This window comes from Actinosynnema sp. NPDC023587 (assembly GCF_040640215.1).
Classification (GTDB): Bacteria; Actinomycetota; Actinomycetes; order Mycobacteriales; family Pseudonocardiaceae; genus Actinosynnema.
The window spans coordinates 97,260-123,850 of the sequence record NZ_JBFABG010000004.1; the positions used below are offsets into that span (position 1 = coordinate 97,260).

Sequence of the window (26,591 nt, forward strand, 5' to 3'; positions counted from 1 at the left end):
AACGGAACAGCTTCCCAAACCCGGAGCGGCTGCGGATAGCCGTGTCGGCTCCTGATCTCCGCGTGGTCGAGCGGCTACGCTCCGCTGAGTGGGCAGACCACGGGGTTTCGACGACGCGGCGGTCGTGGACGCCGCGATGGAGGTGTTCTGGTCGAAGGGCTACGCGGCCACTTCGACGGAAGACCTGTGCGTGTGCACGGGTTTGGGACGCGGCAGCCTGTACAACGCCTACGGCAGCAAGCACGGTCTGTACGAACGCGTGCTGCGGCGGTACGCCGAGCGGGGCTTCGACGAGCAGTTGTCGATCCTGCGCGGCCCCGGTGCGGTCAAGGAGCGGCTGCGCGCGCTGATGCTGGCCGTGATCGACGTCGATCTGGCCGACCCCGCGCGCCGGGGGTGCCTGGCGGTGAACGCGGCGGTGGGCGCGGGCGGGACGGACGTCCTGGTGGCGCAGCAGGTGCGGTGGCAGTTCGGGCAACTGGAGGGCGCGGTGTGCCACCTGATCACGTGCGGGCAGCGGGAGGGCGAGCTGGGGCGCGACGTGGATGCGTTGATCAGCACCAGGTTCTTCATCAGCGCCTACTACGGGCTGCGGGTGCTGAGCAAGGTGACCCAGGACCGGCAGGCGTTGGAGGACGTGGTGGACGGCGCACTGGCCCGGCTGTAGGCGCGACCGGTGGCCGTCGAACGGCGGGAGGCGCGACCGGCGGCCGTTCCGGGTGGGCGGGAGCTCGTCAGCGCCAGTGGGACGGGCGGGTCAGGGCGGGCGGCAGGACCGTGGTGCGGTCGCCCTTCGCCGCGTCCACCTGGACCTGGGTGAGGAACAGCGCGCCGGTCAGGTCCGCGCCGGTGAGGTCGGCACCGCGCAGGTCCGCGCCGATCAGGTCGGCCCGGCGCAGGTCGGCGCGGGTGAGGTCGGCACCGATCAGCAACGCGCCGCGCAGGCTGGTGTTGCGCAGGTCAGCCTTGCGCAGGTCCTTGCCGACGAGGTCCGCACCCCGCCGGGACCGGCCGCCCTTGCCGCGCACGTGCGCGCTCACCCGCTCCAGCAGCCCGCCCGCGGTGCGCCAGTGCGGCCCGACGTCCAGACCCGCCACCGCCTCGGGCGCACCGCCGGCCTGGTCCTCCACCGCGGCGCGGGCGGCGGCGAGCTCGGCGCGCAGCGGCTTCGGCACGTCCAGGGCCAGCGCCTCGGTCAGGTGCCACAGGAGTTCGTGCAGCTCCCGCATCACCGGGAAGACGTCGAACATCAGGCGGGCGGTCTCCGGGGCGTCCCGCCAGTCACGGCCGCCGAACGTCACCTGGGCGACCCGCTGGCCCGCGCCGAAGCAGTCGTAGACCGTGCAGCCGGGGAACCCGCGCTGCCGCAGCTCGGTGTGGATGCCGCAGCCGAACCCCGCTCCCAGGTTGGGGCACGGCGTGCGGGCGGGCTTGTCGATCGCGAAGTCCGACGACCTGGCGAACGCGGGCACCACGCAGCACAGCCCGAAGCACCGCCCGCAGTCGGCGCGCAGCTCGGTCATGACGCCAGCGCGTCCAGGATCTGCCGGCCGTACTTGGCCAGCTTGTTCTCGCCCACGCCGTTGACCGTGCCGAGCTCGGCCAGCGTGCCCGGCCCGTTCGCGGCGATCTGGCGCAGCGTGGCGTCGTGGAAGATCACGTAGGCGGGGACGCCCTGCTCCTTGGCCTGCGCCGCCCGCCACGCGCGCAGCCGCTCGAAGACCGGCGCGGCCTCGGCGGGCAGGTCGACCGGTTCGCCCTTCTTCGGCTTCGCCGTCCGGACCTTCGCGGCCCGCTCGGCCTCGCGCCGCAGCAGGACCTTCCGGCCCTGGTACAGCACTTCCTCGCTGGCGGGCGTGAGGGCCAGGGTGGAGTACTCGCCCTCGACCGCCAGCAGGCCCTGCGCCAGGAGCTGCCGGACCACGCCGCGCCAGCCGCTCTCGTTGAGCTCGGTGCCGATGCCGAAGACGGACAGCCCGTCGTGGTCGAACTGGATCACCTTGGCGGTCTTGCGGCCCAGCAGGATGTCGATCGACTGGCCCGCGCCGAACTTCTGCCGGCGCTCGCTGCGCAGCCGGTAGACCGTGGAGAGCACCTTCTGCGCGGGCACCGTGCCGTCCCACGTCTCCGGCGGGTTGAGGCAGGTGTCGCAGTTGCCGCACGGCTCGGCGGTCTGGCCGAAGTACTCCAGGAGCTGGACGCGGCGGCACTCCACCGTCTCGCAGAGGGCGAGCATCGCCTCCAGGTGGGCGATCAGCCGGCGGCGGTGCTGCTGGTCGCCCTCCGAGTCGTCGATCATCTTGCGCTGCTGGACGACGTCCTGGAGGCCGTAGGCCAGCCACGCCGTGGACGGCCGGCCGTCACGGCCCGCGCGGCCCGTCTCCTGGTAGTAGCCCTCGACCGACTTCGGCAGGTCGAGGTGGGCGACGAAGCGCACGTCCGGCTTGTCGATGCCCATGCCGAACGCGATGGTCGCCACCATGACCAGGCCGTCCTCGCGCAGGAACCGCGACTGGTGCCGGGCGCGCACGCCGGAATCGAGGCCCGCGTGGTACGGGAGCGCGTTCACGCCGTTCTGGTTGAGGAACTCGGCGGTCTTCTCCACCGAGTTCCGGGAGAGGCAGTAGACGATCCCGGCGTCACCCGCGTGCTCGGTGCGCAGCAGCTCCAGCAACTGCTTCTTCGGCTCGTTCTTGGGCACGATCCGGTACTGGATGTTGGGGCGGTCGAAACTGGCCACGAAGTGCTTGGCGTCGCCTAGCTTCAGCCGCTCGGCGATCTCCTCGTGGGTCGCCCTGGTCGCGGTCGCGGTGAGCGCGATGCGCGGCACGTCCGGCCAGCGCTCGTGCAGGTGGGAGAGGGTCAGGTAGTCGGGCCGGAAGTCGTGGCCCCACTGGGAGACGCAGTGCGCCTCGTCGATCGCGAACAGCGCGACCTTCCCGCGCTCCAGCAGCCGCGCGGTCTGCTCCACCCGCAGCCGCTCGGGGGCCAGGTAGAGCAGGTCGAGTTCCCCGGCCAGGAATTCCGCCTCCACCAGCGCGCGCTCGTCCGGGTTCTGGGTGGAGTTGAGGAACCCCGCCCGCACGCCGAGGTGGCGCAGCGCGTCGACCTGGTCCTGCATCAGCGCGATCAGCGGCGAGACGACCACCCCGACGCCCTCGCGGACCAGTGACGGGATCTGGTAGCAGAGCGATTTGCCGCCGCCCGTGGGCATGAGGACGAGCGCGTCACCGCCGGCGATGACGTGCTCCACGACCTCGGACTGGTCGCCGCGGAAGGAGTCGTAGCCGAAGACCCTCCGCAGCACCTCGTGCGAATCCACCAGGTGATGGTAACGATGCCCACCGACGGTCCCGTGGGTGGCCGCCGACCGGCGCTAACCCCGGAACACCCGGGCCCGGTGCCACGCGAAGTAGCCGGCCGAGCCGTCGTGGTGCGCCTCGCAGGTCCGGCCGGCCGGCAGCGCGAGCTGGTCGGCCGGCGTGCCGGGGATCGCGGCCACGAGCACCGCCCCGTCCGGGCCGACGGAGACGTAGCCCAGCTCGTAGAGCCGGTCGCACCCCAGGTGACAGGCGAGCATCGCGACGTTGCGCAGGTCCCGCCGCTCCTCGTCGGAGCACTCCGACCGGCGTTTGACGTGCGCCGCGACCAGCAGCTCCACCGGCAGCACCCGCCCGCACAGCGCGCACCGCCCGGTCGGGTCGTCGCCGATCAGCACGTGCCGCAGCGCGCCCTGCTCCACGCGGTAGCGCGCCACGGCGGCCCGGTCCAGTTCACCGAACTCGCGGTCGGGCACGGTGGGCGCGTAGCCGAGCGACACGGACGGCGGTGTGCGCGTCACCATGGCGCGCGGCAGCGTGGCCAGCACGGCGGCGACGAAGGCGCTGCGGTACCCGAGCGACGGCACGTCGGCGGTGACCCGGCCCTGCGCGAACAGCCGGTCGAGCCCGGCCTGCACGGCGCTGACCGGCACCGACTCGCCCCCCGCCGAGCGGCGCGTGCGCACCAGGACGCTCGCCGGGTCGACGTCCAGGATCCAGTTCGAGTAGCCGGAGACGGTCTTGATCTCCCGGCCGACCAGCCCGCCCAGCACGTCGGCCGCGGCGGGCGGCACGGGCACCGGCAACCCCACCCGGCGCAGCAGCGCGGGCTGGTCGACACCGCCCAGGTAGGCGACGCGCAGCACGTCCACGGCCTGCGCCCGGACCCCGGGGTCGGCCAGCAGCCCGGCGGCGCGGGCGGTGAACCCGGCGAGCGCGGCGGAGTCGGCGGCCCGGGGCTCCTTGGTCAACCCGTGCGTCTCCCACAGCCCGCCCTCGCCGCCGAGGTGCCAGAACGGGTACTGCGGAGTGGCCCCGCCCTGGCCGAAATCCGCCAGCAGGGAGCGCACCTCGTCGCGGAAGACCGGCCACGGGAACAACCGGTCACGCCCGAGCGCGAGCTGTCCGATGGCCCACACCAGCGCCAGCGGCTTGTGCACCGAGGGCGGACCGTCCCGGCGGTACCGGTTGAGGTCGCCCAGCGTGGCCATCAGCTCGTCGACCCCGTACCTCCGGTCGACCAGGGCCACCCGCCCCGCCACGTCCCGCTCCAACCGGGCGGCCGACGTCCCGGGCACCGAGACCGCGAACCGGGCGGGCAGCTCCCCGATCCGCCCGGCCGGCTCCCCGAACTCCCGCAGCCGGCCCAGCGGGACCTCCCCGTCGGCGGTGGAGAGCACGGCGTCGTACCCGGCGAGCCGCCGCAACAACACCTCGACCACCCCGTGGTCCCCACCCGTGACCACCACCTCGAACCGACCACCCAGCCCCGAAACCGAGACCACCGCGTCGACCGCGCGCCCCGCGTCATCCGTCACCCGCACCCCTGACACAGTGCCAGACCAGGTCCCTCCGGACGTCGGCTGAACGGCTCGCGCGGCGTGCCCGAGCCTGGTAGCTCTGGATCATGCACGTGTACGAGGGCACCGTCCGCGAGGCCGCTTCGGCGCTGAACTCCGACGTCGGGGGTTTCGTCGACGGGTGTGTCGAGCGGTTCCGGCGCAGACGGGGTGAAGCTCCGGGCGAGGCCGAGGCGGCGAGCTGGCGGAACAGTTGGCCCCCGCTCGTGGAGGCGCTGCTCAGGGCGGAGTTGGGGGAGCTGGCCCTGCTGCTGGAGTACGAACTGCCCGGCACCGGCGAGCGGGTCGACGCCGTGGTCCTGGGCGCGCGGCCGGTTGGCGCTCACCGGGTACAGCTACGGCGGGTTCATGTCGTGCTGGTTGCCCACCCGGACCGACCGGTTCCGCGCGGTGGTGGCGGGCGGTGTGGTGAGCGACCTGGTCAGCATGACCGGCACGTCCGACGTGGGCTCGGTGATCGCCGAGTTCGAGATCGGCGACACCGGCCTGCTGCGGGAGCTGTCACCGCTCACCCACGCGGACGAGGTGAGCAGCCCGACCCTCGTGCTGCACGGCGGGGCGGACGAGCGCTGCCCGGTCGGCCAGGCCGAGCAGTGGTACCACGCGCTGCTGGCCAACGGGGTCACGACCGAACTCGTCGTGTACCCCGGCGGCAGCCACCTGTTCGTCCTCGACGGCAAGCCCTCGCACCGGCTGGACTACAACCGGCGCGTGGTCGACTGGGTCGTGGCCAACACCGGGGAGCGGTAGGCGGATGACCACGGTTCCCGACACCGGGCCGGCCCGCGCCGCCGCGATCGCGGTAGTTACCTCCGGGGTCGTCATCCGGGAGCTGCACGGTGCCGGCGACATCGCCGACGTCGACCGGCTGTACCAAGAGATCCGGCACCCCAGCCCGGCGAACCCGCCGGTCACCAACGAGTTGATGCGGGTGTTCGCGCACTCGGGCAACCACGTCGTCGGTGCGTTCGTCGACGACCGCGTGGTCGGCGCGACCGTGGGCTTCGCGCTGAAGCTGCACCAGCGGGCGTGGGCGCTGGACCGGGGATTGGAGTACATCACCTGGACGTTCGAACCCCTGGTGCGCCGCAACGCGTACTTCAACCTGGCCAAGCTCGCGGCGTCCGCGCTGGGGTACCTGCCGGGCTTCTCCGGCGAGATGGACGACGGGATCAACGGCGTGGCGCGAGCGACCGGCTGCCGGCGTCGTGGGACCTGCGGTCGCCCGAGGTCGCGACGGCGTGCGACGGGAAACCGGCGGAAACCGGCGCGGCGGGTGTCGCGGTGCGGGTGCCGGAGGAGCTGGGCGGGCGGATGACCGCCGGCGGCAAGGTGCTCGGCTTCGCCCGGGACGGCGGTTACGTCGTCACCTGACCCCAACCCTCGACCCTGGCACCGGGAAGCGGACCGGTGCGCGATCTGGGAAGATCGCGCACCGGTCCGCACCACGGGTTTTCGCGTCCCGGTCCGGTGGGGCCAGGACGCCTCACGGCGTCCGACCGGTCCACGACCGGCCGGACGCCGCGTCTCACTCGCGCATGCCGATGGCGTCCACGGGCTTGGCCCGCAGCGCCAACCGCGTGGGCACGCCCAGCGCCAGGAACCCCAGCAGCGCCGCGAACCCGATGATCCCGAGGTACACCAGGATCGGGCCGCTCGGTACCGGGGTGCCCAGGAAGCCGATGCTCAGCATCACCAGGGGCAGGCCGGCGATCAGGGTGCCGACCACGATCGCGATGCCCACGACGGTGGCGGCCTCGGCCCGCATCATCCGCACCACCTGCCGGCGCGTGCCGCCGACCAGGCGCAGCAACGCGAACTCCCGCCGCCGCTGCGCCGTGGAGAGCACGAGCGTGTTGGCCACCGAGATGGCGATGTACCCGAGGATCACGCCGACCGCCACCAGGTTCACCCAGAACTGGATGTACCGCTCGCCGCGCTCGGCCGGGCCGAGCTCGGCCTTGCCCACGGCGGTCAGGCCCGGGTACTCCGCGCCCAGCGCGGCCAGCCGCGCCCGCACGGCCTCGTGGTCCGCGCCGGGGCTCAGCTTCACCAGGGTCGAGTCGTCCAGCCCGGTCGGGCTGTGCGCGCGGGCCAGCTCGGCGGGCAGCACGTAACCGCCGTACGCCAGCTCGCGGTCGTAGATCGCGACCACCTTCAGCGTGGTCTCCTGGCCGTCGTCCAGGTACAGCGTGAGGTCGCCGCCCAGGCCGACCTCCTGGCTGCTCGCCTCGCTCCCGCTCACCGCGACCGCGTTGCCGCGCAGGTCGTCCAGCGAACCGGAGGTCACGGCCAGGTCGACGGTGTCCCCGACCCGGTCGAGGCCGAGCGCGGGCTTGCCCTCCGCGACGAGGGTCCGCTCCTGGTCGTCGCGCTCGGTCAGCACGGTCACCCGGGTGCGGACCATCGAACCGGCGGCGGCGACGCCGTCGATCCGCCGGGCGGCCTCGGCCACCTCGGGGGAGACACCGCCGGGGGCGGTCACCGCGTAGTCGGCCTTCATGACCTGCTCGGACTCCTGCACGCCGGCGGCCGTCGCGATGCTCTGGCTGAAGAAGTTCACCACCGCGAAGGCGATCGACAGCATCAGCGGGGTCAGCGCGGAGGCCAGTCGGCGCGTGTTCGCCCGGTTGTTCGCGGCGGCCAGGTAGCCGGTGACGCCCAGCTTCGACAGCGGCGCGGTGACCAGCCACATGATCGGCGTGACGGCGCGCGGCCCGAGCAGCGCGACGCCGATCACGGCGAGCAGCACCGAGCTGGCCGACATCGCCATGGCGACCTCGGTGTGGACGAACAGCGGGACGGTGGCCAGGCCGGCACCGCCGAGCAGCAGCACGAGACCGATGACGGTCCGCACCACGCCGACGTCGCGGCGCTCCACGGCCGCCTCGCCCAGCGCCTCGGTGGGCGCGATGCGGGACGGCCTGCGGGCCGCGACCGCCGCCGAGAGGCGGGCCACGCCGAGCCCGAGCAGGAACGCGACGACCAGCGGGATCGGGCCGACGGAGAGCGCGAAGTCGGCCGGCATCACGCCGATCCTGACGAACGCGTCGCGCAGGCCGTGGCCGACGAAGATGCCCGCGCCGGCTCCCAGGGCGGCGGCGACGCCCGCCACCAGCACGGTCTCCGAGCCGATCAGCTTCGCGATCTGCCGGGGGGTGGCCGCGATGGCCCGCAGCAGCGCCAGTTCGCGCCGCCGCTGGTCCATGGCCAGGGTGAGGGTGCCGGCGACCACGAAGCCCGCCACCAGCAGGGCGATGCCGCCGAACGAGCCGGAGATCGCCATCAGCATCATCCGCGACTGGCCGACCGCCGCGAACTCGACCGTGCCCCGGTCGTCGCCCGCCGCGACCATCACGTGATCACCCCGGAGGGCCTCTTCGACCCGTTCCGCGAGGTCGGCCGCGTCGCCGCCGCCGAACACGCCGATGGCGCGGTACCGGCCCTCGGCGTCGGCCAGCCGGGCGGCCTGCTCGGAGGTGAAGTAGAGACCGGTCTGCTTGGCCAGACCGTCCTTCCCGGACGGTGCGGCGATGCCGACCACCTCGTAGCCGACCGGCGTCGACGTGGTCATCACGTCGAGCCGCCCGCCGACGGCGAGGCCGGCGCGCCGCGCCAGCGAGGCGTCGACCACGACCTCGCGCGGCGAACCGGGCTGCCGCCCGTCGCGCAGCTCGTAGGGGGTGAGCACGGCGGAGTCCCAGTTGTGGCCGAGGACCGCGACCGGGCCGTCCGCGGTGACCGCGCGGGCCTCGAACGTGGTCTCGCCGACCACCTCGTCGACGCCGGGCACGGCCTCGATCTTGCGGATCAGGTCGCCCGACACCGTGGGCAGCGTCCCGACCTGCTGGGACTCCATCGCCGAGACGCCCTCGGGCCGGATCGACTGCTCGCCGCCGACCACCACCGACGCCGCGGCGTACCGCTCGGTGGGGACGCCGGACCGGATGCCGGACTCCAGCAGCATGCCGCACGCCGCGACCACGGCCGAACCGCACAGGATCGCGATGAACGCGCCGATGAACGCGAGCTTGCGCGCTTTGACCAACTGCCAGGCGAGGCCGCGCACGCTCACCACTCCCCGAGACCGGTCAGGCGGCGCATGATCTGGTCCGGCGTCGGCTGGTGCAGCTCGCCGGCCAACCGGCCGTCCGCGAGGAACACCACGCTGTGCGCGAACGACGCGGCGACCGGGTCGTGGGTGACCATCAGCACGGTCTGCCCCACGGTGTCGACCAGACCGCGCAGGAGTTCCAGCACCTGCCGGCCGGTCCGGGTGTCCAGCGCGCCGGTCGGCTCGTCGGCGAGCAGCACCTCGGGCCGGGTCACCAGGGCCCGCGCGATCGCGACCCGCTGCTGCTGGCCGCCGGACAGCTCGGCGGGCCGGTGGCCCAGCCGGTTGGCGATGCCGACCCGCTCGACGATCTCGTGCAGCCAGCGCCGGTCCGGCCTGACCCCGGCGAACCGCAGCGGCAGGGTGATGTTCTGCTCGACGGTCAGCGACGGGATCAGGTTGTAGGCCTGGAAGACGAAGCCGATGCGCTGCCGGCGCAGCTCGGTGAGCGCGTTCTCCGACATGCCGGCCAGGTCCGTGTCGCCCAGCAGCACCCGCCCCGACGTCGGCCGGTCCAGGCCCGCCGCGCAGTGCAGGAACGTGCTCTTGCCCGAACCGGACGGACCCATCACCGCGGTGAACGCGCCACGGCGCAGATCGACCGTGACACCGTCCAGCGCGGTGACCGCGTTAGCGCCCGAGCCGTAGACCTTGCTCACCGACTCCAGCCGCAACGCGGTGTTCACGGTCACCGTTCCTGCCACCATCACGTTCCCCTCCATCGACGTTCGCTGGGATGAATCCTGACGTCCCGGACGTGCGGATTCGATCCCGCTGACGAGCCAGTGGAGGTAGCGCCTGCACTACCGCCCGGAAGGGGGTCCGTCGGCCACAATCGGAGGCATGACGAGGCTGACTCCCCTGTGGACCGCCGCGCGCTACGTGGTGGTGGGCGCGGCCACGGCAATCCTCTCGATCGTCGCGCTGTGCGGCCTGTGCGTCGTGCTGGCGATGTCGCTGTTCGGCGTGGGGCTGCCCGCCGTGCCCGAGGCGTTGCGGCTCATCCGGCCGCTGGTCGCCTACGACCGCAAGCGCGCCGCCCGGTACCTGGGCGAGCCGATCGCCGCGTCGTACCAGCCCCTGGAGGGGCCCGCGCTGTCCCAGGTGGCCGCCGCGTTCGCCGACCCGGCCAACCGCCGTGACACGGCGTGGCTGGCCGTGCACGGGTTCGGCGGCCTGCTGCTGTGCGGCCTGGTGATCGGCTTCCCGATCAGCGCGGTCAACAACTTCCTGATCCCCGCCTACTGGTGGCTGGTGCCCGGTGGCGTGCAGACCTCGTTCGGGTTGGTCGTGGACTCGTGGGCGACCGCGCCGATCGCGGTCGGCATCGGTCTGCTGCTCGGCTGGCTGGCCTTCCAGTCACCCCGGTTCGCCCGCTGGCACGCGCTGGTCGCGCGCGAGCTGCTCGCGCCCCCGGTGGGCGTGCGGCTGACCGACCGGGTGGCGGAGCTCACCGCGTCCCGGGCGGGCGCGCTGGAGGCGCACGGTGCCGAGCTGCGGCGCATCGAACGTGACCTGCACGACGGCGCGCAGGCCCGGATCGCGGCGGTCGTGATGCAGCTCGGCATCGCCGACCAGATGCGCGAACGCGACCCCGAGGCGGCGTTCGGGCTGGTCAGGAAGGCGCAGGACACCGCGACCGACGCACTGGCGGAGCTGCGCGAGGTGGTCCGCAGCATCTACCCGCCGGTGCTGTCCGACCGGGGGCTGGACGGCGCGGTGTCCGCGCTGGCGGCCCGCTGCCCGGTGCCGACCGCGCTGGAGGTGGCCCCGATCGGGCGACAGCCGGCCGCGATCGAGGCGGCGGCGTACTTCATCATCGCCGAGGCGCTGGCCAACGTGACCAAGCACTCGGCGGCGGATGCCGCGTCGGTCAGCCTGGGCGCGTCCGCCGACCGGCTGTTCATCACGGTCCGGGACAACGGGCGGGGTGGTGCCGACGGCAGCCTCGGCACGGGTATCGTCGGCATCCAGCGCCGTGCGGACGCGTTCGACGGCCGCGCCGCCCTGAGCAGCCCGCCGGGCGGGCCGACCGTGTTGCGAGTGGAGCTCCCTTGCGGGTTGTGATCGTCGAGGACGACGTGCTGCTCCGCGAAGGCCTGACCCTGCTGCTGGGCAACGCGGGCATGACCGTCGTCGCGGCCGTGGACAACACCACCGAGTTCCTGGCGGTCATCGCCGACGACCGGCCCGACGCCGTGGTGACCGACGTGCGGCTGCCCCCGACGTTCACCGACGAGGGCCTGCGCGCCGCGTCCGAGGCCCGGCGGCTCCACCCGGGACTGCCGGTGCTGGTGCTCTCCGCGTACGTGGAGAACAGCTACGCCGCCGAGCTGCTGGCCGACGGCGCGGGCGGGGTCGGCTACCTGCTCAAGGAGCGGGTCGGCAAGGTCGAGCGGTTCGTGGAGGCGCTGACCCGGGTCGCCGAGGGCGGCACCGCGATGGACCCCGAGGTCATCTCCCAGCTCCTGGTGCGCCGCAAGCCGGACGACCCGCTGGGCACGTTGACCGCGCGGGAGCGCGAGGTGCTCGCGCTGATGGCCGAGGGCCACAACAACGCGACGATCGCGGGCACGCTCGTGGTGAGCGAAGGCGCGGTCCTCAAGCACATCCGCAACATCTTCACCAAGTTGAACCTGCCGAACGACGACGGCGGCCACCGCCGCGTGCAGGCGGTCCTGGCGTACCTCAACGCCTGAGGCGCTGCTAGGGTCACCGCGTGGTGATCCCCGGTTCGGTGGTGTGGCGAGTCCCGTCCTGCTGACGGCTGCCCCCATCCCGAACGGAGCCGTCTTCGGACGGCACACCCTCCGGAGGCGGTTCCCCGTCGTCCGGAGTCACCGGTGGAACACCACCCCCTCGTCAGTTGGCCGGAACACGGCCTGATCCGCTCGGCCCGGTGGGCGTCCCGCCACCGGTTGCCGGAATCCCTGGTCACCGCCGGCGACGAGCTGCGCGCCGACCACTTCGTCCGCTGGGCCCGGCGGGGTCGGGCCGTGCTGTGGCGCGGCGACCACCGCACCGCCCGGCAGGTCCTCGCCGCGGCGAAACGCCGGCTGGAGCCCCGGGCCACCGGGTTCCGGGAGCACCGCCTGGCCACCGCGCGGCGGGCGCACCTGCTGAGCCGGCTCGTGGTCGAGCTGGACGCCGGTCACCGGCTCGCGCTGCGGCACGGACCGGACGTCGCCGACGCCTGCGGCCAGGTCCTCCCGGCCGGTCCGCTGCTGATCCCGCTGACCGAGCTGCTCGGCGTCCTGGGCGCGCACCGCTGGCGCACCGAGGGCCTGCGGGTGCCGGTGCTGGACCGGCGCATCCACCCGCACCACGGGGTGTTCGCGCCGACCCGGCAGGAGTACCTGGACCTGGTGGCCGGCGCGCCGTGGCCGGACCCGGTGACGGCGTTCGACATCGGCACCGGGACCGGTGTTTTGGCGCTGCTGCTGGCCCACCGGGGCGCGCGGCACGTGGTGGCCACCGACGTGGAGCCCCGGGCCGTCGCGTGCGCCCGGGAGAACACCGCCGGCCACGGGATCGAGGTGCTGCGGACCGACCTGTTCCCGCCCTGCCGCGCCGACCTGGTGGTGTGCAACCCGCCGTGGCTGCCGGGCGTGCCCGGGTCGTCGTTGGACGCGGCCGTCTACGACCCCGGCTCGGCGATGCTGCGGGGCTTCCTGCACGGCCTCCCCCACCACCTCACCCCCGGTGGCGAGGGCTGGCTGGTGCTGTCCGACCTGGCCGAACGGCTCGGCCTGCGCACCCGGGACGAACTCACCGGCACGATCGCCGCCGCCGGGCTGACCGTGCTGGACCGGCTGGACGTGCGCCCCCGGCACCGGACCGACCGGGGCCCGTTCGCGGCGCAGCGGGCGGCCGAGGTGGTGTCGCTGTGGCGGCTGGCGGTCGCCGACCGGCCCGCGACGCCCGGCGTCGGCCCGCCCGCCGCCGGCACCCGCGCGGTGCGCTGTCGACTCCCTTGAGGAAAAATGGGGCCGCCGTGTGGGCAACGCGTATTGCGGTGACATGGGGAAGGGTGAAAGGGCACCATCTGTTCGTTGACGTAGGGACGCCGCATGGAGGGTTTACCAGACGAGCCCCCGGACTCCGCGCCGGGAGGCTTGGCACCGCCCGCCGAACTCGTGCGCCACCTCGGCGGCGGGGACACCGCCGGGGACTCGGACGAGCTGGTCGTGGAGCACATCCGCGAACGGGGCTTCGCCGACGCCGTGTGGGACACCCTGCGCACCCGGCTTGTCGTGTACGGCTTGGGCTTCGTTACACCGCTGATCGAGTCCGGTGCGATCTTCGCGAGCTGCCGCCGGCGCGGCTGGCACCTGTACCAGCAGGCCGTGCTGCCGGCGGACGCCGAGGAACTCGCCATGGACGTCGTCCAGGACGGCCTCGGCCTGTTCGCCGACCGCGGGATTGCCCGACGGCAGTGGTCCCCGGGCAGCGGCCTGTCGCTGCGGCGGTACTTCGAGAACGCCTGCGTGCTCAGCTTCCCGAACGTCTACCGCAAGTGGCAGCGCGCCCGGCGGGACTGGCAGGACGTCGAGCTCCTCGACGCCTGGGCCCCGGTCGAGCGGTACCGCGGCGGCCCGTCACCGGAGGACGTCGTGGTCGAGCGGGTCGCCGTCGACGCGCTGTTCGAGCGACTGGGCCAGGACGCCGGTACGGTGCTCTTCCTGCACGACCAGAACTTCTCGCACGCCGAGATCGCGGAGCTCCTGCGCCTCACCCCCAGAGCGGTGGAGGGGCGGTTGCGCCGGGCCCGGCAGACGGCCCGCGCGTCCATCCTGGAAGGAGACCGGTGATGTCGACGGCGAACCTCTCGTCAGGGCTGCACCGCAGGACCTCGCCCGCCGAGGTGGCCGGGTCGTCGGTGGCCGACCAGGTCTCGACCGGCCTCGCCGCCCGGGTGAAGCCGGACGCGGCCCGCGCGCTGGTCGAGCGCACCGCGCGCACCCCACCCCCGTCGGCCCCCGGCCCGAAACCCGCCTCCCTGGTGTCCGACGACGAAGTGGCCACGGCCGCGACCGGTGACCCCGAGGCGGTCCGCCGGATCCTGACGGCCGTGCGCCCGATGGTCGTGCGGTACTGCCGGGCCCGGCTCGGCCGCGACGGCAGGGCGTCGGTCACCGCGGACGACGTGGCCCAGGAGGTGTGCCTCGCCGTGCTCCGCGCCCTCCCGTCGTACCGCGTGCAAGGACGTCCGTTCCTCGCGTTCGTGTACGGGATCGCGGCGCACAAGGTCGCCGACGCCCACCGCTCGGCGGCGCGGGACCGGTCCACGCCGGTGGCCGAGCTGCCGGACGGGCCCGATACCGGACTCGGCCCCGAGCAGCGCGCGCTGACCGGCGACCTGTCGCGCCGGATGGCCGAACTCCTGCGCGGGCTGCCCGAGAAGCAGCGCGAGATCCTGGTGCTGCGGGTGGTCGTCGGCCTGTCGGCGGACGAGACGGCGGACGCCGTGGGCTCGACGCCGGGAGCGGTGCGGGTGGCGCAGCACCGGGCGCTGACCCGGCTGCGGGAGGCGGTGGCCGTGGACCCGTCGCGCGTGCTGCCGTAGCCGCCCCCCGGCGCGCGTCCGGCCGCGCCGGGGCTCCGCCCGACGACCTGGTCCCGTTGCCACGCCGACGAGATGATCGATTCCCAGGGTGGGTGGTCGTAGGCGGTCGGTGATCGTGTGACTGGCTGGTCGGTGTGGTCGGTGTGGTCGGTGTGGTCGGTGTGGTCGGTATCCGGCTGACGAAGCACCAGCCACCTCGCCGGACTCGATCTCGCCGCAGAGTCGAATCGGGCAGCCGCAAGCATCGTGTCCGTACTCGGATCGCGGTACACGTGACCACGGCATCCGGACGGTCAGTCGAGGAACCCGTCGTGGAACAGCAGGCCGGGCAGGAACAGCAGCACCGGGTAGCAGCAGGCCAGGAGCACGGCGCGGTGGCGGCTGCGCCACGCCGTCGTGGCCACGCCCGCCACCAACACGGCGGCACAGCCGGCCAACCCCATCAGGAAGGCGTGCTTCAGGACGGTCGACGCGGCGATGGTCATGTCGTCGTCCCGAGACCAGGACTTGACCGGCGCAGGGCGACCGCCCTTGCCCGGGACCAACGCCATCACGAAGGCGGCCTGGACCGATATCGAGATGATCGTGAGCACCCGGCCGAGCCTCCCGCGCCGGCCGACCGGTTTCAACGTGACGCCGTCGTTCACCCGGTGGGCGTGCGCGAAGCCGGCCACGAGGGTGGGCAGCACGAACAGCTCCAGGGCGACCACGTACAGCGCGGCCATCCGGGGCCGGTCCTCAGGCAGCAGCGTCGGGTGAACGCCCACCGGTGTCAGCGCCTCGCCGAGCGGCATCCAGAAGTGCTTCTGGAAGAAGAGCAGCGCGAGGAACACGACGACCGCGATGACCGCAGCGCCATCTTCCGCCGGGGAGCCCGACGACCTGGATCTCCTCCCCCTCCCCCTCGTCCCTCCTCTCGCCACGTCGCCATCCTCCGCTCACGAGCCCGAACGCCCGCGCACACTACAAGGCCGCATGTGGTTCCCGTACAACGTTTGGCGTTGATAGCGCCGAGGCCGGGCAGGGCCGACAGGTGACTTGGCCGACAGGTTGAACAGGCTCGCTGGACCAGCCCTGTGACTGGTCCAGCGATGTCGAGTTGGTGACAACGCTTCGTCGGGCGTAGGCCGTTCTGGCTCGGCGGCTGCGTGGTTGCTCGTGTGGCAGGGGTGGTCGTCCGCCGGCGGGTGGTCGTGGTCCTGTCCGTCGTTGAGTCGACGGGTTCGGTGAACGTTACCCCAGCACCGAGCACGCCTGCGCGGTCGCCTCGAACGCCACCTCGTCGCGCGGCTTCACCCGGTCCGCCGCTTGCCCTCGGCCGTGGTGGAGAACAGCCAGAACGGCTGCGAGGCGATGTCCACCACCTGCGAATCGAAGCCCGACAGGATCAACCGGTTGCGCTCCAACCACAACCCGTGCCCCACCAACGTGCCCGTCGTGGCCAGCCACCAGTGCCCCACGTAGTGGCGCTGCCCCCTTGTAGGAGGGGACCGGCGCACCGGCAGCACGCCTCGAACGGCACCCGCCACGCATCCCCAACTTCAGGCGATGCTCACCGTCCCAGTCGACGAACGCGACCTCTAACCCCATCCGGTGATGCGGGAGCGCCCCTGGGAGCAGACCGAGCTTCTGCACGGCGGCGCATTCTGCCGACCCCGCCCCGTGCGCTGTCCACCGCCCCGCCACCTTGCCCCGAACTCCGCCACCACCTCCGCCAACTACTCCCGAACACCGCCATCTTCGTCCGAGAAGAACAGTCGCCCTTGCGGGCAAGGTGCAGCAGCCGGACTCCGGTGTCGGCCAGATCGTGTTCGTAGTCGCGGCCGTAGTACTGCCGGTCGGCGATCAGGGCCCGGCCGAGCAGGGCCTGCATCACCGCCGGGGTGACCGGCTCCACGTCGGCCAGTGTGGTTGCCGGCCGACCTCCGGCCGCCACGGCGCAAGGTGTGACGCGGTGTTCAGCAGGCCGTCGGACCTGACGCGGAGTGCGGGTGCGAGGGTGCCCACCCCGGGGAATCGATCATCGAGTCGTCGAGGGAGTGCTCGACCCAGACGTTCGGCCCGACGTAGACGCCGACGTCCGACCCGGTCGACACCAGCACGGGAGCCAGGGCACCGCGCACGACGTTCTCGCCGTCGACCAACGACCCGCCGGTCCACGTCCGCCACTGCGCCAGGCTGCCGACGATCGTCATGGAGAACGGTGCCACCTTCACGACCCGGCCGCCGAGCCGTTCGTGCGTCCGCAGCCACGGGTCGTCCGGGAACCCGTCGGCCCGCCGCCGCGCCAGGAACTCCTCCATCGCCAGGAAGGGGTGCCGCTCCTTCGACGTCGGGCGCACCGGGACGACCAGCCGGTCGAACCCCCGCTGCCGCAGGACCGCGCGCAGCCGGACCAACGCTCCGGACGCCACCCCGCGCCCCCGCCGGTCCTCCGCGACCTGGACGTCCAGCGCCGCCGCGCACGTCGGGACCCGCCCGTCGAGCGCGTCCTCGACCGCCCACCGGATGACGCCGTCCCACCCGTGGTCGGGCAGTTCCGCCCTCCCCGGAGCGGGGAACACCAGCGGCACGCCGACCGCCCGCGCCACCGGGACGTCACCGTCGAGGATCACCAGGAAGTACTCGGGCCACCGGGCGGCCAGCCGTTCGGCCCGGACCAGTTCGGCGATCGGGTCGTGCCGCATGAACTCGGCCCCGACGCCACCGAGCGCGAGCGCGGGCCCCAGCAGATCGGGCCGCTCGGCCAACGTGGTGACGAACACGGACCACCGCTCCCGGTTCACCGGACCAGACCCCACGAATCTCGCACCCGGCAGCCCGGACCGGCAACCGACTTACCCCGCCGCCCACCCGATCAGTTCCCGGCGGAATCGTCCGCCGTCCGCAGCCGGGCCGGGAAGCCGAGGCGACCCGGCGACTTTTCCACCGTTGCCGGAATAGCCGATCGCCCCGTCCCCCGCTTTCCGCCGGCACGGGCCGGAGAAGGTCCGGGAGGCGACGGGGGCTCGGGAAGTGGCGCGACCGCGCGGGATTCCGGGCGGCTGGACGCGGGAACTCGCACGGCGGGACGAAATGCCCACGTGCCGGGAAGTCCGGGCCGCTGCGCAGCCGCCTCGCGGTGCGCGGACCGGGGCTGAGCGGGTGTCGGCGGTCGTCGCCGGGCGGTATCACCGGGCGGGAGGAGCGCGGAGAGCCGACCACGGGCGAACGCACACGGGGTGTCACCGGGGTGGTCGTGCGGAGGGTTCTGGTGCCCCCGGTCAGAGTCGAACTGACACTGGACGGATTTTGAGTCCGCTGCCTCTGCCGGTTGGGCTACGGGGGCCAGTGGGAGCACTCTACTGGATCAGGCGGACGGGCTGCCGCGTACCCCTCGGCCGCGGCCGGCCCGTCCGGTCCGACCGTAGCCGGGCCCGGCGGAATGCCGCGGGGGTGCGCGGGGGGGGTGTACTACGAGCGGACCAGGCGGGCGATCGCGGCCGACGCTTCGGCGAGCTTCTCCTCCGCCACTTCGCCACCCTCGGCCGCGGCCTGGGCCACGCAGTGCTTCAGGTGTTCGTCCAGCAGGCCCAGGGAGACCGCCTGCAACGCCTTCGTCGCGGCCGAGATCTGGGTCAGCACGTCGATGCAGTACTCGTCGTTCTCGACCATGCGTTGCAGGCCGCGGACCTGTCCTTCGATGCGGCGCAGGCGCTTGAGGTAAGCGTCCTTGTCCGCTGTGTAACCGTGCATCGCTCCTGGCCTTCCCTACCCTGGGCGGGTATCCGACCACCAGGATAGGCCACCCGACCGGGTGTGACCGGCACCACGTGTGACGCCGAAGGCGGTCCTCACATTTCAGGACCGCCGGTTTAGCCCGCAAAATGACCCGTCCGGGGGCATCGGACACATTTTCGCGACGAAAGGTTAGGCGATATTCCTTCCGTGCACTATGGTGTCGTCCGAAGCGTGTGGCGCAGATACAAGTTGACGGCAACACGCGCTATGCGAGCACACACGGAGGAACAGTGGCACAGCAGACCGTCGTCCAACTCATCGACGACCTCGACGGCAGCGAAGCCGCCGAGACCGTGACCTTCGCCTTGGACGGTGTGGAGTACTCCATCGACCTCTCCAAGGACAATGCGGACAAGCTCCGCGAGTCCCTGGCCGACTTCGTCGCCAAGGCGCGCCGGGCGGGCGGGCGCAAGCAGCGCAAGGGCACCGGCAAGAGCACGGTAAAGGCTGGTGACAAGGCCCAGGCGCAGGCTATTCGGGACTGGGCACGGGCGCAGGGGCACCAGATCTCGGACCGCGGGCGCATTCCCCAGGGCCTGGTCGTGCAGTTCCAGGAAGCCCACGCCTCCTGATCCGCTCCGGGCGTTTCCCCTGCGGCCCGCTCCCGTGCCGGCCGCAGGGGAGAACACCGGAGGGCCAGGTCAGGCCATTGCCCCACGGCCGGGAAACCCGGTCCCGAGCAGGCGGAGCAGGGCGGTCGCCTTGACCGCCGTCTCCTCGAATTCCCCGGCCGGGTCGGACAGCGCGATGACCGCGCCGCCCACGCCGAAACTCACCTTGTCCCGGTCCACCACCAGCGTCCTGATGACGATGCTGAAGTCGGCCGTTCCGGACAGCGAGAAGTAACCCAGCGCACCCGAGTAGACACCACGCGGCCCGGCTTCCAGGCCGTCGATGATCTGCATTGTCCGGACCTTGGGTGCCCCGGTCATGGACCCGCCGGGGAACGCCGCCCTAACGGCCGAGACCGCCGAAGCGTCGTCCCGAAGTCGCGCCCGAACGGTGCTGACGAGCTGGTGCACCGTCGCGTAGCTCTCCACCTCGAAGATCCTGGGCACCGCCACGCTGCCCACTTCCGCGCAATGGCCCAGATCATTGCGGACCAGGTCCACGATCATCAGGTTCTCGGCCCGGTCCTTCGCGCTGGTGGCCAAGGCCGCGCGCAAAGCCCGGTCGGCCTCGGCGGTGGCCCCGCGCGGCCGGGTCCCCTTGATTGGTTCGGATTCGACGACACCCTCTCGGCCGATCCGGATGAACCGCTCGGGTGAAGTGCTGAGCACGGAGAGCGCGGCGAAACGGAGCAACGCCCCGAACGGCGCAGGGCTTTCCGCGCGCAGGAACCGGTACGCCTCCCACGGGTCGACCTCGCCCCGCCAGGTGACCATGTTGGTCAGGCACACCTCATAGCTCTCGCCCGCGGCGATGGCCTCCTGGCAGGTGTCCACCAGTTTCAGGTATTGCGCCCGGTTGTGCCGGAGCTGAACCGACTCGGCGACCGCACCGACCGCACCGGAAACGGCTCCCGGCGCACCATCACCGACCTGGGTGAGGAACGCCTCCGTTCGGTCCAACCACTCGTCCGACTCGGTGAGCGTCAACAGGTGCACGCACCGCTCCACGTGGTCGAAGACCAGCGCCCGATCGGCGAACACGAACGCCGCATCGGGTTGCTCCGAACGGTGCGCGAGTTCCCCGCCGCATTCCGCTTTCACCTCGTACCCGAGGTAGCCGACCCACCCCAGGTGGAACTCGAAGGGCACGTCCGGCACGACCACCCGGTTGGCCGCCAGGTCTGCGGCCAACCAGTCGAAGAAGGGCCCGTCGAACTCCTCGTCACCGACCGTCACCCGACCGGTCCACACGTCGTACTTCGCGACCCGCGCCAGCGGCCCGCCGGCGTCGCCCATGACCGAGAACCGCCCCCGCAGGCCCTCCTGGCTGCTGTCGAGCCAGAAGGAGTCGCCGGAGGCCCCGTAGAGCTCCTCGAAGACCCGTTCGGGGGACGGGTGGGCCTCCACCCGACGCACGGTCACCCGCCGTACGGGCACGACGTCGGGCGCGGGCACGCCGCAGGCGGTGGCACCGGGTGTGGGTGTCAGCCGTTCCGGGGTGGGTCCGGCCGGTGGGGCGGTCGCGGTCACCGGAGCGGGGACGGTGGCCGGAGCGGAGGCGGTGACCGGGTCGGCCGCGCCGAGCGACCCGCCGCCGAGGTCGCGGAAGTTGGCCAGCAGCTCGTGCCCGTACTCGGTGCAGATCGACTCGGGGTGGAACTGCACGCCCCACGCGGGCCGCGTGCGGTCCCGCACCCCCATGAGCACGCCGTCGGAGGCCGACCAGGCCACGGCCTCCAGCGACGGCGGCAGGTCGGTGACGGCCAGCGAGTGGTAGCGCACCACGGGCAGCGGCGACGGCAGCCCGGCGAAGAGGTCGACGCCGGTGTGCCGGACCCGGTCGACCACGCCGTGCCGGGGCGTGACCAGGCCGACCGCCGCGCCGCGCGCGAGGCAGAGCCCCTGGTGCCCGAGGCAGACGCCGAGCAGCGGGAGGTCGCCGTGGTCGAGGACGGCGCGGCACAGGCCGAAGTCGGCGGGGTTGTCCGGGCGGCCGGGACCGGGTGAGATCACCACGCTGTCGAACCGGCGCAAATCGGACAGCCGGAACCTCGGGTCGTCGTTCCGGACGACGACGGGTTCCCGCCCGTTCACCTGCGCGAGGTACTGGAACAGGTTGAACGTGAACGAGTCGTAGTTGTCGATCAGCAGGGTCCGCATGGCAACACAGCACGGTACCTGCCGAAACACCCGGGAGGACCACCCCGGAGAGGCCGGCCACACCCCGGCCTCCCCGGTCCCTGCGGACTCAGCCCAGGTGGAACTTCTCGTCGATGACCAGCGCCGCGAGCTGCTCCCGGGTGAACACCTGGCCGCTCAGCGCCGGGTGGCCGGTGTTCCGGTAGGCGGCGGACTGGCCGAGGTAGACCACGGTGCCGTCGTCGTGCCGGTAGATGGCCAGTTCGTCGAGGTCGGACTCCTCGCCGCGCGCGGCGGTGAGGTAGCCGACCTCCTTGCCGCCGACGTCCACCACCTCGCACGTCCCCTTGATCGACCAGGCGGCGTCGGACGCCTGGCACGGCGAGGTGGTGGACGACATGCGGTTGCCCTTGGTCGCGACCTGGATCCACAGCCGGCCCACGCCCGGGGAGCCGTCCCGCACCACGGGCGTCGTCGCCAGGTACTCCCAGGACTGCTCGTCCCGGCCGTAGTAGGTGGCGAACTGGGACTGGGTGTAGCGCATCGGCCCGGACCACCCGCCACCGCTCGCCTGCTTGTCCACGGCCTGGAACGTCGGCGGGAGCGACGAGCCCAGCTCGTTGAGCACCCGCACGGACTTCTCCGCGCGCGGCCCGCTGGTCGCGGTCCGGTCGGTCTGCCCGTCCGGCCACCGCCGCTCGGTCGGCCCGGACGCGGTGCTCGGCGCGGTCTGCGCCGGTGACCCGGTCGGGGAGGGCGGGGTGGTCGCGGTGACCCCGCTCCACCCCGGCGGCACGGGGCGGGGGTCGGAGGACCGGCCGCCCGCCTCGATCACCGCGCCCTCGCCGGAACCGCCGGCGAGCTGCGGCACCAGCACCGCGCCCACCGTGATCGCCACCACCGCCAGACCCGCCACCGCGCCGCCCCAGGCCGTCTTCCGCCTGCGCCGGGCGGCCTGTCCGGCCGCGACGGCGGCTTCGGGGCTCATCGGGGGCGGCGGGCTGCTCGCCACCATCGCGTCGTGCAACGCGCTCTTCAGCTCGTCCTCGTTCATCGCACCTTTTCTCCCTGCTGCGGGGTGATCAGGCCGCGCAGCGTCCGCAGTCCCCGCGCGGCCTGGCTCTTCACCGTTCCCGTGGAACAGCGCAACGCCCTGGCGGTGTCCTCCACCGACAGGTCCTCCCAGTACCGCAGGACGAGGACCGCGCGCTGCCTCGGCGGCACCTTGGCCAGCGCTTCGAGCAGCACCAGCCGGTCTTCCGCCGACCCCCGACCGACGCCGGCGGTGTCCGGTGTCGATTCGCTCACGCGTTCCCTGCGGAACCACCCCCGGCGCAGCTCGGACACGAACGTCCGGACCAGCGTCTGCCGGGTGTAGGCGTCGAGCGACTCGTGCCGGTCGATCCGCGACCACGCCACGTAGAGCTTGGCGAAGGTCGTCTGCACCAGGTCTTCCGCACGGTGCCAGTCGTGGCACAGCAGGTACGCCGTGCCGCGCATGGCGTCGGACCGCGCCGCGAAGTACCCGGCGAACGCGGCATTCCGATCATTCATCTGTCTCCCCCATCCCGCGGTACCGGGTTAGTCACGCCGGCGGGGCCCGGCCGGTTGCACGGGATCGCGGACATTCGTGGAGACTCGGCACCACACCACCGGGAGGTCGCGCGTTGTTCGTCGTGCTGTTCGCCGTCGTCATGGGCGCGGCCCACTACTACCTGTGGCGGCGCGCGGTGCGCGACACCACCACGCCCGGCCGGGCCCGCCGGATCGGCACGGCGGTCGTGGTCGGCCTGTTCGTGCTCCTGATCGCGGGTCTGGCGCTCAACGCGGGATTCCTGGCCTGGCCCGGCTACCTCTGGCTGGCCTGCGCGTTCTACCTGGCGCTCCTGTTCGGCCTGCTGGAGGTCCCCCGCGCCCTGCTCAACCGCGCCGCCCGGCGCAGGTCGGCGCGCGCCACCGGGGCGGCCGAGGTCGCGGGCACGCCCGAGCCCGTCGCCACCGGACCCGTCGCCACCGAGCCCGTCACCGCCGAGCCCGTCGCCACCGAGGCACCGGCCGGCCCGCGCACGCCGGAGGAGCGGACCCGCCGGTTGTTCATCGCGCGGTCGCTGGCGGCGGTCGGCGGCGTGGCCACGGCGGGCGTCGTGGGCTACGGCACGACGCAGGCGCTGGGCGACCCGCTGGTCAAACGGGTGCCCGTCACGCTGGCCAAGCTCGACCCCCGGCTGTCGGGGTACCGCATCGCGGTGGTCAGCGACATCCACCTGGGCCCGCTGCTGGGCCGCGCGCACACCGAGCGCATCGTGCGGATGATCAACGAACAGCAGGTGGACCTGGTGGCGATCGTCGGCGACCTGGTCGACGGCACGGTGGCCGAGCTGGGCGAGGCGGCGGCTCCGCTGCGCGACCTGGTCAGCACGCACGGTTCGTTCTTCGTCACCGGCAACCACGAGTACTACTCGGGCGTCGAGCCGTGGCTGGGCGAGCTGGACCGGCTCGGCGTGCACCCGCTGCGCAACGAGCGGCTCAGCGTCGAACGGGCCGGTGCGGCGTTCGACCTCGCGGGCGTCAACGACGTCACGGGTCGGAACTTCGACGACGGCCCGGACTTCGCGCGGGCGCTGGACGGGCGCGATCGGAGCAACCCGGTGGTGCTGCTGGCGCACCAGCCGGTGCAGGCCCACGAGGCCGCCAAGCACGGTGTCGACCTCCAGCTCTCCGGCCACACGCACGGCGGCCAGATGTTCCCGTTCCACCTCGCCATCGGCTTGCAGCAACCCGTTCGCAGTGGTCTGGCCACCGTCGACGGCACCCAGGTGTACACCAGCAACGGCGTCGGGTTCTGGGGTCCGCCGGTCCGCGTGGGCGCTCCCCCGGACATCACGGTGGTGGAGCTGCGTCACAACTTCGCCGGCCGATAGGGCGTTCTTCACCGGGACCGCCTAGAGTGGACGGCCGTGCCAGCACGCGGTTGCGGAGGGGGACCCCTAGCGAGATGAAGACGAGCTTTGCCGGCCAACGGCTCCACCACGAGGCAACAGCTCGTATTCGTCGTTTCCTGGACCACGGGCGACCCACTACGCCGTGCCTGGTGATCGACCTGCCCACGGTGCGCGACCGGTTCACCGCGATCCGCGACGCCCTGCCCGGTGTGGGGATCTTCTACGCGGTCAAGGCCAACCCGTCGCCCGAGGTGGTCGGGCTGCTGGCCGCCGAGGGGTCGGGCTTCGACGTCGCGAGCCCGCGCGAGATCGACCTCTGCCTGGACCGGGGCGCGCGGCCGGAGGCCATCTCCTACAGCAACCCGATCAAGAAGGCCCGGGACATCGCCTACGCGCACGGTCGCGGCGTGCGGCTGTTCGTGTCCGACAGCGAGCAGGACGTGCGCGCGGTCGCCGAGCACGCGCCCGGCGCGTCGGTGATGCTCCGAATCCTGGTCGACGGCACCAGTTCCACCTACCCGTTCGGGAAGAAGTTCGGCTGCGCGCCGGAGATGGCGGCGGATCTCCTGCGCCTCGCGGCGGACCTGGGCCTGGTGCCGCTGGGCGTGGCGTTCCACGCCGGGTCGCAGCAGCTCGACCCGACCGGCTGGGACGCCGCGATCGCCGACGCCGCCGAGGTGACCGCCAAGCTGCGCGCCGACGGCGTCGAGCTGTCGACGGTGAACCTCGGCGGCGGGCTGCCCGCCGGCTACCTGGACCCGCTGCCGCCGCTGGCCGACTACGCCGCCGCCATCACCGCCTCGATCGCCCGGCACTTCGGGGAGTTCGCGCCCGAGGTGATGATCGAGCCGGGTCGCGCGGTGGTGGCCGAGTCCGGGCTGCTGCGCTCCGAGGTCGTGCTGGTGTCGAGGAAGTCCTACGCGGACGAGCGCCGCTGGGTGTTCCTGGACGTCGGCCGCTACGGCGGGCTCGCCGAGACCGAGGGCGAGGCGATCGCCTACCCGTTGCGGACCAGCCGCGACGGCGGCCCGACGGGACCCGTGGTGATCGCCGGGCCGACCTGTGACGCGGATGACGTGCTGTACCAGAACACGTGCTACGAACTGCCCCTGGACCTCCAGGCGGGCGACCACGTGGATCTGCTGTGCGCCGGGGCGTACACCGCCAGCTACTCCTCCGTGGCCTTCAACGGCTTCGAGCCGTTGGCCACCTACTGCGTGCGATGAGCGCGCTCCTGTCTGTAAGACGCACAACCCCTTCTCAAGATGTTTGGAGTGATTGATGTCCGAACTCCCGTGCGAAGCCGAGCCGGTTGGCTTGTTCGCAGGACAGCACGTGCTCGCCGAACTCGAAGGCGTGAGCCCGGAACTGCTGGACGACGAGCAGTTCTTGCGGCACGCGCTCGGCGAAGCGCTCACCCAGGCCGACGCGACCGTGTTGGAGGTGGTCTCCAAGCAGTTCGAGCCGCAGGGGGTCACCGTGTTGGCCCTGCTGTCGGAGTCGCACGCGTCCATCCACACGTACCCGGAGGTCGGTGCGGTGTTCGTGGACGTGTTCACCTGCGGCACGCGTGCGAAACCCGCGCTCGCGGTGCAGTTGCTGGCCACCGCGCTGGGCGCTGCGTCCGCACGGACGGACATGATCAGCCGGGGCACCCGCGTCCCGGCACTCGTGGGCGAGGAGAAGGCGTGATCAGCGAACCGCTCGCGGCCGGGTTGACCCGGCTCTGGGACGTCGACGAGGTCGTGGTCGACACCCGGACGCAGTTCCAGCACCTGGTGATCGCGCGCACGGGCCAGGGCCTGTCCCTATTCTGCGACGACGACCGGCAGAGCACCGAGTTCAGCCAGTTGACCTACCACGAGGCGCTGATGGTGCCGGCGCTGCTGCTCGCCGACCGCGTCGACCGGGTGCTGGTCATCGGGTCGAGCGAGGGCGTGGTGTGCCAGATGGCGGTGGCGGCCGGCGCGTCGGTGGTCGACCACATCGACATCGACGAGGAAGCCGTGAAGCTGTGCGCCGAGCACCTGCCCTACGGCTACTCGCCGGACGAGCTGGCCGCCGCCGAGCGCGGCGAGGGCGCGGTCCGCGTGCGGTACACCGACGGGTGGGAGCACATCCGCACCACTTCCGAGCGCTACGACATCGTCCTGGTGGACCTGCCGGACGAGCGCGAGGAGGAGGCGCAGCACAACCGCCTCTACGGCGAGGAGTTCTTGCGCATGTGCAAGGCGCTGCTCACGTCGGGCGGTGTGGTGGTGACGCAGGCCGGGTGCCAGACGATGTGGCGCAACGGCACGCTGATCCGGTCCTGGCAGCGGTTCAACGACGTGTTCGGCACGGTCGCGTACTACGGCTCCGACGAGCACGAGTGGGCGTACCTGTTCGGCCGCGCCGACGAGGTCGCCGACCCGACCGCGCTGATGACCGAACGCCTGCCCCGGTGCGGCTACCAGCCCGGGACGATCGACGACCTGGCGCTGCTGGGCAACTCGATCCCGCCCTACCTGGTGCGCCGGTCCCTGGCGTGACCCGGTCG

Annotated in this window: 25 protein-coding genes and 1 tRNA gene; 13 read left to right on the forward strand and 13 right to left on the reverse strand. The window is 72.6% G+C overall.

Translation table 11 applies throughout. The annotated features are described in order from the left end of the window. The first annotated feature begins 88 nt into the window (after positions 1-88). Complete coding sequence (locus AB0G01_RS12720) at positions 89-667, forward strand: TetR/AcrR family transcriptional regulator (protein WP_360943610.1); 579 nt, start codon at positions 89-91, stop codon at positions 665-667. A gap of 67 nt (positions 668-734) precedes the next feature. Here the strand turns inward: AB0G01_RS12720 and AB0G01_RS12725 are convergent, their stop codons facing one another. The 3 genes from AB0G01_RS12725 to AB0G01_RS12735 are packed head-to-tail and all read right to left on the reverse strand — an operon-like array spanning position 735 to position 4,858. After that, on the reverse strand, positions 735-1,523 hold the full coding sequence (locus AB0G01_RS12725) for a pentapeptide repeat-containing protein (protein WP_360943613.1): 789 nt from the start codon (positions 1,521-1,523) through the stop codon (positions 735-737). Then, positions 1,520-3,322 (reverse strand): DNA helicase RecQ, encoded by a 1,803-nt coding sequence (gene recQ / locus AB0G01_RS12730; protein WP_360943616.1) that lies wholly within the window; start codon positions 3,320-3,322, stop codon positions 1,520-1,522. Before recQ ends, AB0G01_RS12725 begins: the two co-directional genes overlap by 4 nt. A 54-nt stretch (positions 3,323-3,376) precedes the next feature. Continuing rightward, a complete protein-coding gene (locus tag AB0G01_RS12735) occupies positions 3,377-4,858 on the reverse strand; it encodes a hypothetical protein (RefSeq protein WP_360943619.1) in 1,482 nt (493 codons plus the stop codon). A gap of 390 nt (positions 4,859-5,248) precedes the next feature. Between AB0G01_RS12735 and AB0G01_RS12740 the strand changes: the two genes are divergently transcribed. Both AB0G01_RS12740 and AB0G01_RS12745 read left to right on the forward strand, forming a co-directional pair. After that, the gene (locus AB0G01_RS12740; RefSeq protein ID WP_360943622.1) at positions 5,249-5,650 is read left to right on the forward strand and encodes a prolyl oligopeptidase family serine peptidase; all 402 of its coding nucleotides are present in this window, start codon (positions 5,249-5,251) and stop codon (positions 5,648-5,650) included. Positions 5,651-5,654: 4 nt separating this feature from the next. Next, complete coding sequence (locus tag AB0G01_RS12745; protein WP_360943625.1) at positions 5,655-6,218, forward strand: hypothetical protein; 564 nt, start codon at positions 5,655-5,657, stop codon at positions 6,216-6,218. A gap of 210 nt (positions 6,219-6,428) precedes the next feature. On the opposite strand, the gene AB0G01_RS12750 is transcribed toward AB0G01_RS12745, so the two are convergent. Both AB0G01_RS12750 and AB0G01_RS12755 read right to left on the reverse strand, forming a co-directional pair. Beyond that, the gene (locus AB0G01_RS12750; protein ID WP_360943628.1) at positions 6,429-8,975 is read right to left on the reverse strand and encodes an FtsX-like permease family protein; all 2,547 of its coding nucleotides are present in this window, start codon (positions 8,973-8,975) and stop codon (positions 6,429-6,431) included. Next, positions 8,972-9,721, reverse strand: coding sequence for an ABC transporter ATP-binding protein (locus AB0G01_RS12755; protein ID WP_360945190.1), 750 nt, complete (start codon positions 9,719-9,721; stop codon positions 8,972-8,974). Before AB0G01_RS12755 ends, AB0G01_RS12750 begins: the two co-directional genes overlap by 4 nt. A 136-nt stretch (positions 9,722-9,857) precedes the next feature. Between AB0G01_RS12755 and AB0G01_RS12760 the strand changes: the two genes are divergently transcribed. From AB0G01_RS12760 to AB0G01_RS12780, 5 genes are all read left to right on the forward strand, one after another. Further along, positions 9,858-11,081, forward strand: coding sequence for a sensor domain-containing protein (locus AB0G01_RS12760; RefSeq protein WP_360943631.1), 1,224 nt, complete (start codon positions 9,858-9,860; stop codon positions 11,079-11,081). Further along, positions 11,069-11,713: a response regulator transcription factor gene (locus AB0G01_RS12765; protein WP_360943634.1), complete on the forward strand. Its 645-nt coding sequence runs from the start codon at positions 11,069-11,071 to the stop codon at positions 11,711-11,713. Before AB0G01_RS12760 ends, AB0G01_RS12765 begins: the two co-directional genes overlap by 13 nt. A 144-nt stretch (positions 11,714-11,857) precedes the next feature. After that, positions 11,858-12,991 carry a class I SAM-dependent methyltransferase gene (locus AB0G01_RS12770; RefSeq protein WP_360943636.1) on the forward strand — a complete coding sequence of 378 codons (1,134 nt, stop codon included), beginning with the start codon at positions 11,858-11,860 and terminating at the stop codon, positions 12,989-12,991. A 93-nt stretch (positions 12,992-13,084) separates the two neighbouring features. Continuing rightward, complete coding sequence (locus AB0G01_RS12775) at positions 13,085-13,825, forward strand: sigma-70 family RNA polymerase sigma factor (RefSeq protein WP_360943639.1); 741 nt, start codon at positions 13,085-13,087, stop codon at positions 13,823-13,825. Positions 13,826-14,013: 188 nt separating this feature from the next. After that, on the forward strand, positions 14,014-14,580 hold the full coding sequence (locus AB0G01_RS12780; protein WP_360945193.1) for a sigma-70 family RNA polymerase sigma factor: 567 nt from the start codon (positions 14,014-14,016) through the stop codon (positions 14,578-14,580). Positions 14,581-14,873: 293 nt separating this feature from the next. Here AB0G01_RS12780 and AB0G01_RS12785 read toward each other — a convergent pair whose 3' ends face one another. From AB0G01_RS12785 to AB0G01_RS12805, 5 genes are all read right to left on the reverse strand, one after another. Then, the gene (locus AB0G01_RS12785; protein ID WP_360943642.1) at positions 14,874-15,413 is read right to left on the reverse strand and encodes a hypothetical protein; all 540 of its coding nucleotides are present in this window, start codon (positions 15,411-15,413) and stop codon (positions 14,874-14,876) included. A 459-nt stretch (positions 15,414-15,872) separates the two neighbouring features. Then, positions 15,873-16,109, reverse strand: coding sequence for a hypothetical protein (locus AB0G01_RS12790; protein WP_360943645.1), 237 nt, complete (start codon positions 16,107-16,109; stop codon positions 15,873-15,875). Between the two features lie 429 nt (positions 16,110-16,538). Then, on the reverse strand, positions 16,539-17,345 hold the full coding sequence (locus tag AB0G01_RS12795; RefSeq protein WP_360945196.1) for a Long-chain-fatty-acid--CoA ligase: 807 nt from the start codon (positions 17,343-17,345) through the stop codon (positions 16,539-16,541). 486 nt (positions 17,346-17,831) lie between these two features. Further along, positions 17,832-17,908, reverse strand: a tRNA-Leu gene (locus tag AB0G01_RS12800). A gap of 125 nt (positions 17,909-18,033) precedes the next feature. After that, positions 18,034-18,315, reverse strand: a complete 282-nt coding sequence (locus AB0G01_RS12805) for a metal-sensitive transcriptional regulator (protein WP_360943648.1) — start codon at positions 18,313-18,315, stop codon at positions 18,034-18,036. 275 nt (positions 18,316-18,590) lie between these two features. Here AB0G01_RS12805 and AB0G01_RS12810 point away from each other — a divergent pair, with 275 nt between their 5' ends. Next, positions 18,591-18,932, forward strand: coding sequence for an Lsr2 family protein (locus AB0G01_RS12810; protein ID WP_015104119.1), 342 nt, complete (start codon positions 18,591-18,593; stop codon positions 18,930-18,932). Positions 18,933-19,001: 69 nt separating this feature from the next. On the opposite strand, the gene pabB is transcribed toward AB0G01_RS12810, so the two are convergent. The 3 genes from pabB to AB0G01_RS12825 all read right to left on the reverse strand — a co-directional run bounded on the left by pabB (position 19,002) and on the right by AB0G01_RS12825 (position 22,664). Then, positions 19,002-21,131: an aminodeoxychorismate synthase component I gene (gene pabB / locus AB0G01_RS12815; protein ID WP_360943651.1), complete on the reverse strand. Its 2,130-nt coding sequence runs from the start codon at positions 21,129-21,131 to the stop codon at positions 19,002-19,004. Positions 21,132-21,219: 88 nt separating this feature from the next. Beyond that, positions 21,220-22,164 carry a hypothetical protein gene (locus AB0G01_RS12820; protein ID WP_360943654.1) on the reverse strand — a complete coding sequence of 315 codons (945 nt, stop codon included), beginning with the start codon at positions 22,162-22,164 and terminating at the stop codon, positions 21,220-21,222. Further along, the gene (locus AB0G01_RS12825) at positions 22,161-22,664 is read right to left on the reverse strand and encodes a SigE family RNA polymerase sigma factor (protein ID WP_360943657.1); all 504 of its coding nucleotides are present in this window, start codon (positions 22,662-22,664) and stop codon (positions 22,161-22,163) included. Before AB0G01_RS12825 ends, AB0G01_RS12820 begins: the two co-directional genes overlap by 4 nt. 113 nt (positions 22,665-22,777) lie before the next feature. On the opposite strand from AB0G01_RS12825, the gene AB0G01_RS12830 reads away from it, so the two are divergent. The 4 genes from AB0G01_RS12830 (at position 22,778) to AB0G01_RS12845 (ending at position 26,583) form a co-directional block, all read left to right on the forward strand. After that, positions 22,778-24,031, forward strand: a complete 1,254-nt coding sequence (locus AB0G01_RS12830) for a metallophosphoesterase (protein WP_360943660.1) — start codon at positions 22,778-22,780, stop codon at positions 24,029-24,031. A 170-nt stretch (positions 24,032-24,201) separates the two neighbouring features. Continuing rightward, on the forward strand, positions 24,202-25,278 hold the full coding sequence (locus tag AB0G01_RS12835) for a type III PLP-dependent enzyme (protein WP_360943663.1): 1,077 nt from the start codon (positions 24,202-24,204) through the stop codon (positions 25,276-25,278). Positions 25,279-25,333: 55 nt separating this feature from the next. After that, entirely contained in the window at positions 25,334-25,744 is a 411-nt protein-coding gene (gene speD, locus AB0G01_RS12840) for an adenosylmethionine decarboxylase (protein WP_360943666.1), read from the forward strand. Further along, positions 25,741-26,583 (forward strand): spermidine synthase, encoded by an 843-nt coding sequence (locus AB0G01_RS12845; RefSeq protein WP_360943669.1) that lies wholly within the window; start codon positions 25,741-25,743, stop codon positions 26,581-26,583. The genes speD and AB0G01_RS12845 overlap by 4 nt, the downstream gene beginning before the upstream one ends. The last annotated feature ends 8 nt before the right edge of the window (positions 26,584-26,591 follow it).